16 protein-coding genes and 5 tRNA genes are annotated in these 14,285 nt (G+C 41.9%); 19 read left to right on the forward strand and 2 right to left on the reverse strand.

Going from position 1 to position 14,285, the window contains the following annotated elements; translation table 11 throughout:
• Positions 1–1,227 (forward strand): SGNH/GDSL hydrolase family protein (locus A4R26_RS35140; protein ID WP_207625808.1); only part of this gene is annotated, 1,227 nt, incomplete at its 5' end.
• On the opposite strand, the gene A4R26_RS24160 is transcribed toward A4R26_RS35140, so the two are convergent.
• On the reverse strand, positions 1,224–1,820 hold the full coding sequence (locus A4R26_RS24160) for a riboflavin synthase (protein WP_081169110.1): 597 nt from the start codon (positions 1,818–1,820) through the stop codon (positions 1,224–1,226). The genes A4R26_RS35140 and A4R26_RS24160 overlap by 4 nt on opposite strands.
• 94 nt (positions 1,821–1,914) lie before the next feature.
• On the opposite strand from A4R26_RS24160, the gene rpsU reads away from it, so the two are divergent.
• The 14 genes from rpsU (at position 1,915) to nusG (ending at position 10,146) form a co-directional block, all read left to right on the forward strand.
• On the forward strand, positions 1,915–2,112 hold the full coding sequence (gene rpsU / locus A4R26_RS24165; protein ID WP_081169111.1) for a 30S ribosomal protein S21: 198 nt from the start codon (positions 1,915–1,917) through the stop codon (positions 2,110–2,112).
• A 209-nt stretch (positions 2,113–2,321) separates the two neighbouring features.
• Entirely contained in the window at positions 2,322–4,184 is a 1,863-nt protein-coding gene (locus A4R26_RS24170) for a carbamoyltransferase family protein (RefSeq protein WP_081169112.1), read from the forward strand.
• 27 nt (positions 4,185–4,211) lie between these two features.
• Positions 4,212–4,358, forward strand: coding sequence for a DUF5989 family protein (locus A4R26_RS36140; RefSeq protein ID WP_369332941.1), 147 nt, complete (start codon positions 4,212–4,214; stop codon positions 4,356–4,358).
• A gap of 4 nt (positions 4,359–4,362) precedes the next feature.
• Positions 4,363–4,713: a hypothetical protein gene (locus tag A4R26_RS24175; protein WP_081169113.1), complete on the forward strand. Its 351-nt coding sequence runs from the start codon at positions 4,363–4,365 to the stop codon at positions 4,711–4,713.
• 127 nt (positions 4,714–4,840) lie between these two features.
• Positions 4,841–5,743 (forward strand): phage lytic cycle repressor MrpR family protein, encoded by a 903-nt coding sequence (locus A4R26_RS24180; protein ID WP_081169114.1) that lies wholly within the window; start codon positions 4,841–4,843, stop codon positions 5,741–5,743.
• 552 nt (positions 5,744–6,295) lie between these two features.
• Positions 6,296–6,595 carry an HPF/RaiA family ribosome-associated protein gene (locus A4R26_RS24185; protein ID WP_081169115.1) on the forward strand — a complete coding sequence of 100 codons (300 nt, stop codon included), beginning with the start codon at positions 6,296–6,298 and terminating at the stop codon, positions 6,593–6,595.
• A gap of 532 nt (positions 6,596–7,127) precedes the next feature.
• Positions 7,128–7,200, forward strand: a tRNA-Thr gene (locus tag A4R26_RS24190).
• A 47-nt stretch (positions 7,201–7,247) separates the two neighbouring features.
• Positions 7,248–7,330 (forward strand) — tRNA-Tyr (locus tag A4R26_RS24195).
• 72 nt (positions 7,331–7,402) lie between these two features.
• Positions 7,403–7,475 (forward strand) — tRNA-Gly (locus A4R26_RS24200).
• A 41-nt stretch (positions 7,476–7,516) separates the two neighbouring features.
• Positions 7,517–7,588 (forward strand) — tRNA-Thr (locus tag A4R26_RS24205).
• Positions 7,589–7,857: 269 nt separating this feature from the next.
• Positions 7,858–9,045, forward strand: a complete 1,188-nt coding sequence (gene tuf, locus A4R26_RS24210; RefSeq protein ID WP_081169116.1) for an elongation factor Tu — start codon at positions 7,858–7,860, stop codon at positions 9,043–9,045.
• Between the two features lie 169 nt (positions 9,046–9,214).
• A tRNA-Trp gene (locus A4R26_RS24215) sits at positions 9,215–9,285 on the forward strand.
• A 100-nt stretch (positions 9,286–9,385) separates the two neighbouring features.
• Positions 9,386–9,577, forward strand: a complete 192-nt coding sequence (secE, locus tag A4R26_RS24220) for a preprotein translocase subunit SecE (protein ID WP_081169117.1) — start codon at positions 9,386–9,388, stop codon at positions 9,575–9,577.
• A 2-nt stretch (positions 9,578–9,579) separates the two neighbouring features.
• Positions 9,580–10,146: a transcription termination/antitermination protein NusG gene (gene nusG, locus A4R26_RS24225; RefSeq protein ID WP_081169118.1), complete on the forward strand. Its 567-nt coding sequence runs from the start codon at positions 9,580–9,582 to the stop codon at positions 10,144–10,146.
• 135 nt (positions 10,147–10,281) lie between these two features.
• Here nusG and A4R26_RS35145 read toward each other — a convergent pair whose 3' ends face one another.
• Complete coding sequence (locus A4R26_RS35145; RefSeq protein WP_081169119.1) at positions 10,282–10,908, reverse strand: hypothetical protein; 627 nt, start codon at positions 10,906–10,908, stop codon at positions 10,282–10,284.
• A 999-nt stretch (positions 10,909–11,907) separates the two neighbouring features.
• On the opposite strand from A4R26_RS35145, the gene rplK reads away from it, so the two are divergent.
• The 4 genes from rplK (at position 11,908) to rplL (ending at position 14,229) form a co-directional block, all read left to right on the forward strand.
• On the forward strand, positions 11,908–12,351 hold the full coding sequence (rplK, locus tag A4R26_RS24235; protein ID WP_081169120.1) for a 50S ribosomal protein L11: 444 nt from the start codon (positions 11,908–11,910) through the stop codon (positions 12,349–12,351).
• 44 nt (positions 12,352–12,395) lie between these two features.
• On the forward strand, positions 12,396–13,091 hold the full coding sequence (gene rplA / locus A4R26_RS24240) for a 50S ribosomal protein L1 (protein WP_081169121.1): 696 nt from the start codon (positions 12,396–12,398) through the stop codon (positions 13,089–13,091).
• 71 nt (positions 13,092–13,162) lie between these two features.
• Entirely contained in the window at positions 13,163–13,696 is a 534-nt protein-coding gene (rplJ, locus tag A4R26_RS24245) for a 50S ribosomal protein L10 (protein WP_081169122.1), read from the forward strand.
• 158 nt (positions 13,697–13,854) lie between these two features.
• Positions 13,855–14,229, forward strand: coding sequence for a 50S ribosomal protein L7/L12 (gene rplL / locus A4R26_RS24250; RefSeq protein WP_014221087.1), 375 nt, complete (start codon positions 13,855–13,857; stop codon positions 14,227–14,229).
• Positions 14,230–14,285 lie beyond the last annotated feature (56 nt).

Genomic DNA, 14,285 nt, shown 5'->3' on the forward strand with positions numbered 1-14,285 from the left:
GAATTATTGTTAAAAAGACTGTTCTATTTAATTATTATAATTCTTGCTTTACAAGTGGTTAAGGCGGTTTTTAATAAATTGAGTTTATCTTATTCGTATTTTTTTGAATTATGCCTTTCTGCCTTACAGTTTCTGACATTGCTGGGTTTTTTGTTTATACCATCTTTTAAGGCATTATTAAAGAGATTTACGCAGGTTAAAAGAACATGGTTGATTGCATGGATTCTTTTTATAGGGTATGTGGTACTGGCGGAAGGGCTATGTACTTATTGGTTATATTATCCGGCACAAATGCCCGTTTTTTTAAATGATACTTATACATATTTTTACAGAACGTATCTGCAAAACAATATTCAATTCGACGATGTCGCGTCTGAATATAATGCCAGCTTGTTTTATACATTGAAACCAAATGTGTCCTGTGATTTTTCCAATCCTGAATTTAATACCCGTATTCAGGCGAACAATGCTGGCTTACGAGATGATGATATGTCGTTACACGGTCCTTCGGTCATATGTATTGGCGATTCTTTTACTTTTGGGTGGGGAGTAGAACAGGAGAATGCCTTTCCTCAATTGCTTGAAAAATTTAGCGGTAAAAAAGTATTGAATGCGGGCATCCCCTCGTATGGAACGCCCAGGGAGATCATCAGTTTGAGGCATTTTGACCGTAGCAATTTAACCCATCTGATAATTCAATACTGCTCTAATGATGAAACCGAAAATAATTCATATGTTCAGAATAATTTTGTGTTAAACATCTCCGGTAGGCAAGAGTATGAAGACGTTGTCAGAGCGCATAAAATTAACCGGCAATATTTCCCGGCGAAAAATTTCACTTTTTTAAGCCTGATATTTTTCAAAAAGGTTTTAAATAAAGCACATCATTTTTTTCCTGTAGATGAACAAGTGGATAAAATAGATATTACGTCTGCAAAACAGTTTTTGAATATTATTGCAAAAGCGCCGGTTGATTTCTCAAAAACAAAAGTCGTAGTGTTTCAACTGGATAGCCGGAACAGTATCAATTCAAATTTCGCGCGCATTGTTGATTCACTTATTTATACGCCCTATTATCAATCGGTATTCAACAATAACTTAAAGGTGATTGATTTTGCCGGGAGGTTTACTAAAAACGATTACTTTATTTTAGATACTCACCATATCAATGCCAGGGGACACAAAAAAGTTGCCGAAATAATTGCAAACGAATTACGCAATTTTTAAGACAGGCTTTTTAGAGAGGCAATTCGATGGATATACTTGCCCACTATGTCAAACTCAAGATTTACGGTACTTTGAGGTTCCACCTGTTTAATATTCGTATGTTCGAAGGTATACGGTATGATAGCTACCGAAAACTCATTTTGCGTAACGTTGAAAATAGTGAGGCTGATGCCGTTCAAACTGATTGAGCCTTTCTCGATCACCAATGCGCCAAATTGTTCGGGAAACCGGAACCGGAACTCCCAGCTGCCTTCCAGCCCTTTTTTATCAACGCAAATGGCCGTGGTGTCAACATGCCCCTGAACAATGTGCCCGTCGAGCCGGCCGTTCATAAGCATACAGCGTTCAATATTGACCAGGTCGCCGGTTTTCCAATGGTCGAGATCGCTTTTTTGCAAAGTTTCGGCAATGGCGGTAACCCGGTGGCGGTTGTCCTGAACCTCTTCAACGGTTAAACAAACGCCATTATGGGAAACGCTTTGGTCAACCTTAAATTGCCGGGAAAGGGAGGAGGCTATCCAGTAAGTTTTATTTGTGCCGGCCGTAATAACCTGTTCTATAGTTCCGATGGTTTCAATAATTCCTGTAAACATGGGACAAAAATCGGAATTTTGGAGGTATTTTGAATTTTTTAGGAAATTAGGCTATATTTGCAGCCCTAAAACGCCTTAAAGGAGGTATATAATTATGCTGATTATCGATTCAAAAGATTGCGAAAATATCGACAAGGCCCTCAAAAAGTACAAAAAGAAATTTGAGAAAGCTAAGATATTGGTGCAGTTAAGAGAGCGTCAATCTTACACCAAGCCGTCGGTAAAACGTCGCAACGAGGTGTTGAAAGCTGTTTACAAGCAGAAGGTTGCCAGCGGTCAGATTGAAGGATAAACAATAATATCATTCAAGCTAACATATTTACGGCCACTCTAAAGGTGGCCTTTTTGGTTTATGTTAGCTCAGCCTCAAAATTATATCTCTCCCGCCAGCCATTTCTGATGGCCGTTTTTATACCTTCGGCCTTATTACCCTCTTAGAATTCATGCATACTGCGGGTATATGGGAATAATTTCCGTGCTCCTTATGTATATTTGAGCCAGATGACAATTTTAGGAATTTCAGCATTTTATCACGATTCGGCGGCTGCAATCATCCAGGATGGAACAGTTCTGGCAGCAGCTCAGGAAGAGCGATTCACCCGTAAGAAGCACGATGCGGCCTTTCCAATAAATGCTATTAAATATTGTTTACTGTATGCCGGCCGGTCGCTGAATGAAGTGGATGCCGTGGTTTTTTATGAAAAACCATTTTTAAAATTCGAGCGGTTGCTGGAAACCTATTACTCGAACGCTCCCAGAGGGTTACGCTCTTTTCTTACATCCATGCCGGTTTGGATCAAGGAAAAAATGTTTCTGAAGAAAATAATTCGTGATCAGCTAAGCGATATTGATAAGAAAGCTGGCCGGAAGGTCAAATTATTGTTTCCGGAGCATCATCTTTCTCATGCTGCCAGCGCTTTCTATGTGTCACCTTTTGAAAAAGCGGCTATTGTAACCATCGATGGAGTGGGGGAGTGGGCTACCACTTCAATTTGTGTTGGAGAAGGAAATAAAATAACCGTGTTAAAGGAATTGAATTTCCCTCATTCGTTAGGCCTTTTATATTCTGCTTTTACTTACTTCTGCGGGTTCAGGGTTAATTCAGGTGAGTATAAGTTAATGGGGCTTGCCCCTTATGGCAATCCTCATTCGGAACAGGTGAGCAATTATATAAAGCTCATCAAAGAGCATTTGGTTGAGTTGAAGGAAGATGGGTCTATACACCTTGATCAGCGTTATTTTAATTATGCCACCGGGTTACGAATGGTGCATGATCAACAATGGGAAAAGCTGTTTGGTTTTCCAAAGCGAACGCCCGAATCATTTCCTGAACAACAATATTGCGACCTGGCGCTGGCTATTCAGCAGGTAACGGAAGAAATAGTTATAAAGCTGGCTACCGAAGCCAAACGTATTACGGGCGCCGATTACCTTTGTATGGCAGGCGGAGTGGCGTTAAACTGTGTGGCAAACGGAAAATTAGATAATACCGGAATTTTTAAACAAATTTTCGTTCAGCCTGCAGCAGGCGATGCTGGCGGTGCATTAGGTGCTGCCTGTGCCGGATACTATATTTATTTTGATGGTGAAAGAAAGATGTCGCCTGCCAAAATGGATGGCATGGAGGGCGCATTATTGGGACCGGCATATACTGATACAGATATTGCCATTATCATCAGAAAATACAAAGCAGCCTTCGAGTATTTCCATAATGAAGATGAATTGTTGAACCGCGTGGCGTTGTTGGTTGCAGAAGGTCATGTGGTAGGCTGGCACCAGGGCCGAATGGAGTTTGGCCCCAGGGCATTGGGCGCCAGAAGTATAATTGCCGATGCCCGTAACCCCTACATGCAAAAGAAATTGAACGAGAAAATTAAACTTCGGGAAGGCTTTCGACCGTTTGCCCCGGTGGTACTTGCTGAAGATGTGGCGGATTATTTTACCTATGATGGTACTTCGCCCTATATGGCATTGGTTAAGAAGGTGAAACCTGAATTGCAGATCTCTTTACCGGCAGATTTTGAAAAAAAAGACCTTTTGGGTAAGCTGTATTTTCAAAGAAGCAGTATACCGGCGGTTACACATATTGACTATACTGCGCGGATACAAACGTTGCACCGTGAAACAAATACAAGGTTTTGGAAATTATTAAAGACATTTAAAGATAAAACCGGTTGTGCTGTAATGATAAACACCAGTTTTAATGTAAGGGGCGAACCTATTGTAAATACACCGGAAGAAGCGTATAATTGTTTCATGCGTACAGATATGGATTTTCTGGTGGCAGGAAATTACCTGTTCGATAAAAAAGAGCAGCCGGTTATGCCAAAGGATAACTGGCAACTGGCGGGTGGACTTGATTAATAAATTGTTTATAAAGCGGGTTAACGTATGGATTTTTTGCGCGATCTGTGGCTTTATTTAAAAGAGCGAAAAAAATGGTGGCTTGCTCCACTGATAATTATTTTTATATTGATAGGGGTGCTATTGATACTGGGAGGCACCTCCCTGGCTCCGTTTATTTATACCCTATTTTAATTATATGGAAAGAAGTAAGGTGCTGGAAACTATGCTGGCATTTGTGATAATGCTGGGTATAATTTACTGGTATACTAAAAATCCCTGGTTATTATTGGCCGCCCTAGTATTAGCAATGGCAGGGCTATTGTTTAAGTCGCTTGCAGAAAAGATCGCACTGCTATGGTTAAAACTCAGCCATGCTATTGGATCAGTAATTAATAATGTGATTTTGACCGTTGTATTTATATTTATTTTGATTCCGCTGTCTTTTCTATCGAAAGCTTTTAAGAAAAGAACAAACACCAGGGGAGGCAGTTATTTTAATACCAGGAACACTACCTACACGAAAAAGGATCTTGAAAATATCTGGTAAAAAATCACGGTTACGGTCATGGTGGTGAAATAATGCTGACGGTAACTTCACTGATGATACATTTCCAATAACGATTTCAGTTATTTATTATGAGGTTTTAAGTAAATTTAAGGGTCATCTCCATTATATGAGCCGGTCGAATCAATCAGTTGCGGGTTTTTTAAGTTATCTCCAATTCGAAAAGAGATATTCCAGCCATACCATTACGGCGTATGAGGAAGATCTGCAACAGTTTTTCACCTACCTGCAGAAGCAATTCGATATGCAGGAACCGGCCTTAAAAGAAATAGGTTCCTCCTTTGTGCGCAGTTGGCTGGCCTCGCTAAAGGAAGCAAAGAACAGCGCCAAAACCATCAACCGGAAAATATCTTCTTTAAAATCTTTCTTTAAATATCATTTGCGAACAGGCGAATTGGAGCAATCGCCGATGACCACCATCGTATCGCCTAAAATCCCCAAACGGCTGCCGGTTTATGTTGAGCAAAAGGATACAGATACCTTATTTCAACATGTGGAATTCCCCGATACGTGGAGCGGCAGAACCGACCGGTTGATACTGGCCATATTTTATAATACCGGCATGCGGCGGAGCGAACTGGTTAACCTGAAAGAAAGCCAGGTGAATGCGGCGGCTAATACCATAAAGGTCCTGGGTAAAGGGAATAAGGAACGGGTGATTCCTGTAAGCCCTGTGTTGATCACTGAGATCAACGAATACATAAGGTTGAAACAAGCCATCGAGGCGGCCGACCGGGTGTATTTACTGGTAAATGAAAAGGGCAAACAGGTTCATGTTCAATATGTGTACACGGCAGTTAAATCATATTTAAGCCTGGTTACAACGGTTGATAAAAAAAGCCCCCACATACTACGGCATACCTTTGCCACCCATTTAACCAATAATGGCGCCGACCTCATTGCGGTTAAGGAGTTGCTGGGTCATTCGAGCCTGGCAGCCACGCAGATATACACTCATAACTCTATTGAGAAGCTAAAAGATGTTTATAAGAAAGCGCATCCCAAGGCGTAACAGCAATCATTCGCCAGAATGATCAATGTCAACATAGGCTTCCTGCCTTAGCGGTAAGTTTACATTACAGGACGTTATTATTACAGCGCATCATGGTGCATGCATTAGTATCGTTTAAACGAAAATTGAGTACGCGTACAATATACCTGCCTGAATAAGCGATTGATAGAAGGAGCAGGTTGCTGCTTACAGGGCGATGGCTGACTGCCAGCCTTTGTTCTTTGTTTATTTAAAAAGTGAGAGTGTTACAGGGGAAAGATGGATTCGGCATAAGCGAATTGTTGTTTGGTTTATGCTAAAGAAGTGCTAATTGTTCGGTAATAGTTTATTTGTACTAAACCTCAATTTCTTTACTGTTGATTCTACAATTTAATTTGGAAAAGAATTCTTGTTGTATTATCTTCATAGAGCTTAAATGATGTGCTTATGTAATAGACGAATCTCCTTCAAATGAGCCACCACATTGAATTCTCTCACTCCTGACATTGGTGGTAAAAAACAAGATCTTTCATTTATTGTTAAATATTGTTTCACTGTTAAAATGCGATTGTTATGAACGTAAACATTCAGTCTGTGCGGTTTACTGCTGATTCAAAACTGATCGAATATGTTAATCGTAAACTTCAAAAAATTAATACTTTTCACGACCGCATTATCAAGGTAGACGTATACCTGAAGTTGGATAATGTCGTACACACGATAAAGGATAAAGTCGCAGAAATCAGGGTCCAGGTCCCACGTCATCAATTCTTTGTGAAATGTAGTTCAAAATCGTTCGAAGAGTCATTTGACAATGCTTTGGATTCGCTGGTGAACCAGGTGAAAAGAAAAAAGGAAAAACAAGCTGCCTGAATTTTGAGTTAACTTCTTTCCAGATAATTCATTCACTTTTATAAAACCTCCCCTCGGGGAGGTTTTTTTTTGCCCTGAGTGCTCGAATAAGCTTTATTGTAATTAGCTTTGCGGCCCCTTGTGGAAGGTTGGTTGGGAAAGATTTTGCAAATCGTTGAAAACAAGCAAAAAAAATACTGATCAAAATTTTAGAATTACACAAATTCATTTACCTTTGCCTTCCTCAAAAAATAGCAGGGTGCGAAAATGAGGTGAAAAAAGTTCTTTACAGGCCTGAGTTTCAGTTATTTTGAAGGTTTATTTTGGCAATAAAAAATGATTATTGAATACTGGTTACAGTGAGTTAATATTGCACAAAAATTGGGGTTTGTAAGAGTGTTGGGCGGTAAAAGAGAATTTTAAGTTTTTTGATAGACAAGTTGAAAAAAAAGCCACTTTAGCTCAGCTGGTAGAGCATCCCGAAGTAACCGGGAAGGCCGATGAGTTGATGCGACAAGGTTGTAAGTTTTTTGATAGATGTGCTTTTAAACAAGCCACTTTAGCTCAGCTGGTAGAGCAACTGATTTGTAATCAGTAGGTCGTTGGTTCGATTCCGACAAGTGGCTCTGCATTTCACGTTGCGTGTTTGCTTTTACTTTTTGTTTTATAACACGGGCAGGTTCCAGAGCGGCCAAATGGGGCGGACTGTAAATCCGCTGTCTTTCGACTTCAGAGGTTCGAATCCTCTCCTGCCCACTTCGCCCGCCGATTCGCCAGTTGGCGGAAAAGGCGGGCACATTCGTGTTAAGTTCTTTTATTTAAAAGTATGCGGAAGTAGCTCAGTTGGTAGAGCGACAGCCTTCCAAGCTGTAGGTCGCGGGTTCGAACCTCGTCTTCCGCTCGAATGGGTTTTGAGTTTTTTTATGCCTCACAACTCTATCAGCCGTTGTAGCTCAGTGGTAGAGCACTTCCTTGGTAGGGAAGAGGTCGTGAGTTCGATTCTCACTAACGGCTCATAAGTTATTTGAGCAGGGTTGCTAAAAGTTATTTGAAGATTTGAAGGGTGTTGAGACCCTAAATCGTAAAAGTTTATATCGGCTACAGACCGGATGGTTTACCGGAAAGAGAAAATGCCTGGTATAGATACTAAAGATGAAGTGTGCGACGCAACGGAAGCTTCATAGGCTATCTGGTGCCGGATACATAAATCCTTTCTTCCTGCAAGGGAAAAAAGGACGAGTTTTGTAATTATTTAATAAAACCACAACTAAAAACAGATAACGATGTCAAAAGAGACTTTCAAGAGGGATAAACCTCACGTTAACGTTGGTACCATCGGTCACATTGACCACGGTAAAACTACTTTAACTGCCGCTATCACCACCATTTTGTCTAAATCTGGTCTGGCGCAGGCAAAAAAATATGACGAGATCGATGCAGCTCCTGAGGAAAAAGAGCGTGGTATCACTATCAACACCGCGCACGTTGAGTATCAAACTGCAAATCGTCACTATGCACACGTGGATTGCCCCGGTCACGCTGACTATGTGAAGAACATGATCACCGGTGCTGCCCAGATGGATGGTGCTATTCTGGTTGTGGCTGCTACAGATGGTCCTATGCCCCAAACAAAAGAACACATCCTGCTTGCTCGTCAGGTAGGCGTTCCCCGTATGGTGGTATTTATGAATAAAGTTGACCTGGTTGATGACCCGGAGTTACTTGAGCTGGTTGAAATGGAAATCCGCGAGCTGTTAAGCTTCTACGGTTTCGACGGCGACAACACTCCTATCATCAAGGGTTCTGCAACCGGCGCTTTGGCTGGTGAAGAAAAATGGGTTAAAGCTGTTGAAGAGCTGATGGCAGCTGTTGATACTTACATTCCTCTGCCTCCTCGTCCGGTTGACCAACCGTTCCTGATGTCTGTTGAAGACGTATTCTCTATCACTGGTCGTGGTACTGTTGCTACTGGTCGTATAGAAAGAGGCCGTATCAAAGTTGGTGAAGGTGTAGAGATCGTAGGTCTGGTTGAAAAACCAATCGTTTCTACTGTAACAGGTGTGGAAATGTTCCGCAAACTGTTAGACGAAGGTGAAGCTGGTGATAACGCAGGTCTGCTGTTACGTGGTATCGATAAAAAAGATATCCGTCGCGGTATGGTAATCGTAAAACCAGGTTCTATCACTCCTCACACTGAGTTCAAAGGTGAAGTTTACGTACTGAGCAAAGAAGAAGGTGGACGTCACACGCCATTCTTTAACAAATATCGTCCTCAGTTCTACTTCCGTACTACTGACGTTACCGGTGAAGTAGAATTACCAGCTGGTACTGAGATGGTAATGCCTGGTGATAACACCAACCTGCACGTTAAGCTGATTCAGCCTATTGCGATGGAAAAAGGTCTGAAATTCGCCATCCGTGAAGGTGGCCGTACAGTAGGTGCTGGTCAGGTAACTGAAATCCTGAAATAACATTCCGGCTTTACTTAACAGTGGAGAACTAGGAGTTTTATTCTTAGTATATTTGCAAAGTACTTGAGCTTTTACCGTTCAGGTACTTTGTTTTCTAATAAAAGATCTTTTACGCCGAACGCATATGTTTAATGCGTTACGTGTTGATCATTAAGTGTTTGGCGTACTTACGGGCATAGTTCAACGGTAGAATAGAGGTCTCCAAAACCTTCGATCTGGGTTCGAATCCTAGTGCCCGTGCTACACTAATGTGCTAATTAGCCAATGGGGTGGAATTTTGAATTTGTGTTTAAAATTGTATTCCCATTTGCTAATTTTCATATTTGCTAATCTTCTGAACATGAATAAGATATCAACATACCTGAAGGAATCTTACCGGGAGCTGATTGAAAAGGTGACCTGGCCTACATGGTTGCAGTTGCAGCAATCTACGGTGATAGTGCTGGTAGCTACCTTGTTGGTCACCGGGGTGGTATGGGTTATGGACCTGGTTGCCCAACAAGCCCTTAAATTTATATATTCACTTATTTGATAATGGAACAAGCTACTCAACAACAAGAAACTAAATGGTATGTGCTGCGGGTGGTGAGCGGCAAAGAGCGCAAGGTAAAAGAATACCTTGACAAGGAGATATCCCGTGGTGGCTGGGGCGAAGTGGTTAAGCAAGTGTTTCTGCCTGTGGAAAAGGTTTATAAAGTGCAGAATGGTAAAAAGGTGATGCGTGAAAGGAACTATTACCCGGGCTATGTAATGATTGAAGTGCTGGAGAATAAGTTGTCTGACGATTTACGTGAAGCTATTAAAAATACAACCAATGTGATCCATTTCCTGGGTAAGGAAAATCCTATTGCGCTTAGGAAAGCCGAAGTAAATAAAATGCTCGGTAAAATGGATGAAATGGCCGAAACCGGTGGTGTAAGCATGAGTGAGCCATTTATTGTTGGGGAAACCATCAAGATCATCGAAGGACCGTTTAACGACTTCAATGGTATTATTGAGGAAGTGAACGACGAGAAGAAGAAGTTGAAAGTTACGGTGAAGATCTTCGGCCGTTCTACGCCGGTAGAATTGAACTACATGCAGGTTGAAAAGTTAGCGTAATTAACAATTCGCCTTAAAATACTAATAGGACATCTGCTTTCGGGCAGATGTTTTTTTTTGAGTAAATCGATAAAAAAACCTTTCCGCATCGGGAAAGGTTAATTTTTTTTGATGTAGCAAAACACGGGGAGTTGCTTACACATTCTCTTCATCATCGTCATCTTCGTCAGTGTCGTCTTCTTCAACAGTTTCCTCGATGGCGTTATCATCATCGTCAGAATCGGTATCAACATCTTCATCATCTCCATCAACATCTTCAACGGCATCTGTATCATCAGTGTCATCCATATCGATATCAGTATCCACATCTACATCTGTATCGGTTTCAGCCTCGGTAGCATCAACATCCTCATCAAATACAGGAGGAATAACTATTGGTTCTTTTTCCTGTATTGGTTCTGGCTTAGATACGGCTCTTTTTTTAGAAGGCGATTTTTTCGCTGCTTTCTTCGCTGCTTTTTTTACCGGTGCTTTAGTTGCAACTTTTTTAGCGGCTTTCTTGGCGGCTTTTTTTGCTGCTTTTTTGGGAGCGGCTTTCTTAGCAGCTTTCTTAACGGCTTTTTTTGCTCCTTTTTTGGCGGCTTTTTTTGCTCCTTTCTTGGGAGCTGCTTTCTTGGGAGCGGCTTTCTTGGCAGCTTTTTTAGCGGCTTTCTTTGCGGCTTTTTTCACGGCCTTTTTGGCCACTTTTTTGGCCGGTGATTTTTTCTTCGCTGCTTTCTTAGGAGCTGCTTTTTTAGCTGCTTTTTTCTTTGCTTTGGCCATAGTGTTGATGTGTTTTTTGTTGTTGGTTAATTTCTATAAGAAGAAGCGTTGTTATAATTAAACGCAAAAGCTACGTATAAATATTCAAAAAATAAAAAACTACGTGCATTTTGCTAACAGTAGTTCTGCTTTCTAATGCCTGATCCTGTTATAATTGGCTATACTGCTTGCAAAATTCCGGCCATCATTGATGGGTTTTTATGAGGTATTCATGCCCTTTATCCATACGCGCCTGTTAATTCGGTTGGATTATTGCACCGCTGGCTGTATCCCTTATCAGGTAAGCGTTTCAGCCAATGGCCACATCTCGCCTGGTGTGCTGCAGGTGGTTGAAATGCCCGGTTGTGATCATAGGAAATCTTAGATCGTCACATGGCAAACTTAGTACATCGATTGCATAATTGTCGAATGCAAAACCATAAAGCGCTTAACCGGCATGTGTTCATTTGCGACCGCTTGAAAATGCAACTTATTTGATTACAAAAGAGGGTGGTGATGGTGCAGATGAATGCATGTAAGTGATGTTTGTATGTAAGCAATCAGATAGATGATTAGGTGTGCCAAGGAATAGGAATATGGTTTCAAGGCTACAATTAGCATGCAGGAGGGTAGGGCTTACACCCGGTAGGTGCGGGGCTGGTAATGGAATGCAAGCAACGAACCTGAGCTCCTGAATTGCCATATAAACCGGCACAGGTGTTTACCACCAGCAAGCCAACAGAGGAGCAAGGGCTATTATTGGCCGGGTGCATTGGTGACGCTTTAAATTCCTGAACGGCTACCAGGTAACCTGATGCGGGAGCCGTATCTGGCGTAAATTGCAGCCGTTTTCCACCTTTTGAAGAAGTATTGTTTTTTTCAAAACTTTCGTTACCTTTGCGACCCCAAAAGAAAGTTCTTTTTAGTTCCCCTAAAACAAGGGATCAGAGGAATTTGGGAGATCAAGTAGTTCCGGTGAAACGGAGCGAACCATCGTTTGAACCAATAAATCAGTAAATCATGGCAAAAGAAATTACCGGCTTCGTAAAGCTACAGGTAAAAGGCGGCCAGGCTAATCCGGCTCCTCCTGTAGGTCCTGCACTGGGTTCCAAGGGTATCAATATCATGGAATTCTGCAAACAATTCAACGCCCGCACGCAGGATAAAATGGGCAAAGTACTTCCTGTATTAATCACCGTTTATTCCGACAAATCGTTCGAGTTTGTAATTAAAACTCCTCCTGCAGCCGTTCAGTTGCTGGAAGCTGCTAAACTGCAAAGCGGTTCTAAAGAACCTAACCGTAATAAGGTTGGTAAAGTGAACTGGACACAGGTAGAGGCAATTGCGAAAGACAAAATGCCCGACCTGAATTGTTTCACCCTGGAAAGTGCTATGCGCATGGTGGCTGGTACAGCCCGCAGCATGGGTCTTACCGTTGATGGTAATGCTCCCTGGGAAAATTAATTGTTCACTTCCCGGGTAGCCGGGATTCTTAAAACTGAATGACAATGGGAAGAATTCCTAAAAAAAGAAAAGCAGTTGACGCTAAAGTCGATAAAAATAAAGTGTACTCACTGAAAGAGGCTTCCTCTATCGTGAAAACCGTTAATACAACAAAGTTTGACGCATCTGTAGACATTCACATCCGCCTGGGTGTTGACCCGAAGAAAGCCGACCAGGCTATTCGTGGTACTGTTACCCTGCCACATGGTACCGGTAAAACCAAAAAAGTACTGGTATTATGTACCCCCGATAAAGAAGCTGATGCAAAATCAGCCGGCGCCGATTTTGTTGGCCTGGATGAGTTTGTTCAAAAAATTGAAGGTGGCTGGACAGACGTAGACGTTATCATCGCTACGCCTTCAGTGATGCCTAAAATTGGTAAACTGGGTAAGATCTTAGGTCCCCGTAACCTGATGCCCAATCCAAAAACAGGTACTGTTACCAATGATGTGGCTGCTGCCGTAAATGAGGTGAAAGGTGGTAAGATCGCTTTCAAGGTTGATAAAGCTGGTATCGTTCACGCTTCTATCGGCCGCGTAAGCTTCAGCCCTGAGAAGATAGCCGAGAACAGTCACGAGCTGATCAACGCCATCGTAAAGGCAAAGCCTTCTTCTGCAAAAGGCACTTACCTGAAAAGCGTGTTCATGGCAAGTTCTATGAGCCCTGCTATTGCAGTTGACACAAAATCTTTAATGAACTAAACTTTAATAACGCGACGAAGTAATTCTGCCCAAAGCGGAATAACGAGCGAAACCAACAAAATTTTAGCGTTATGACAAAACAGGAAAAAAACGACGTAATTGAAGTATTGAAGGAGAAATTTTCTCAATACAACAATTTCTATGTTACAAATACAGAATCATTATCTGTTGAGCAGGTAGGCAACCTGCGCCGGGTATGTTTCAATAAGAAAGTTGAAATGAAAGTTGCCAAAAATACCCTGATCCGCAAGGCGCTCGAAGCACTTGATGAGAAAAGGTATGCAGGCATGTTCGATTCACTGCATGGTGTTACAGCCTTGATGTTCAGCGAGAACCCCAAGGAACCAGCGCTGATCATCAGCGACTTCCGTAAGGCTGGTAAAAAAGATGCTACCAAACCCGAGCTGAAAGCCGCCTTCATCGATGGCGATGTTTTTATGGGCGACAACCAATTGCAGACACTGACCACCCTGAAAAGCAAAAACGACCTTATCGGGGAGATCATTGGCTTGCTTCAGTCACCTGCCAAGAATGTTATCAGCGGCCTGAACGCCGGCAACAAACTAGCTGGTTTGATCAAAGCGCTCGAAGATCGCGCTCAGTAATTTTGATTTTATGATTTAGCGGTGCCAGGATCTGCATCCTGTATCGTTGAATTGAAAGATCTCAAAATAACAACCCTTGCCTGAGGGTTAAATACAATCAAAATTTTTTTAAACATCCGCCGGAGCACAGGCAATGAAGGCGGGAAAAATTTACAACAATGGCAGATTTAAAAGCATTCGCAGAGCAGTTAGTAAGCCTGACTGTTAAAGAAGTTAACGAGTTAGCTAAAATCCTGAAAGAAGAGTATGGCATTGAGCCTGCAGCTGCTGCTGTAGCTGTAGCTGCTGGTCCTGCTGGTCCTGCTGCTGCTGCTGAAGAAAAAACTGCGTTCGACGTTATCCTGAAAAATGGTGGCGCTAACAAACTGAACGTTGTTAAAGTAGTTAAAGAATTAACTGGTCTTGGTCTGAAAGAAGCTAAAGACTTAGTTGATGGCGCTCCAAAACCAGTTAAAGAAGGTATCAGCAAAGCTGATGCTGACGCTCTGGTTGCCAAGCTGAAAGAAGCTGGTGCCGAAGTGGAAGTTAAGTAATTGAACTTTCAATCAAGCTATAATTGCCCCGGTGTAAACACCGGGGTTTTTTTATA

The sequence above is a fragment of the Niastella populi genome, from assembly GCF_002078015.1.
Lineage (GTDB): Bacteria > Bacteroidota > Bacteroidia > Chitinophagales > Chitinophagaceae > Niastella > Niastella populi.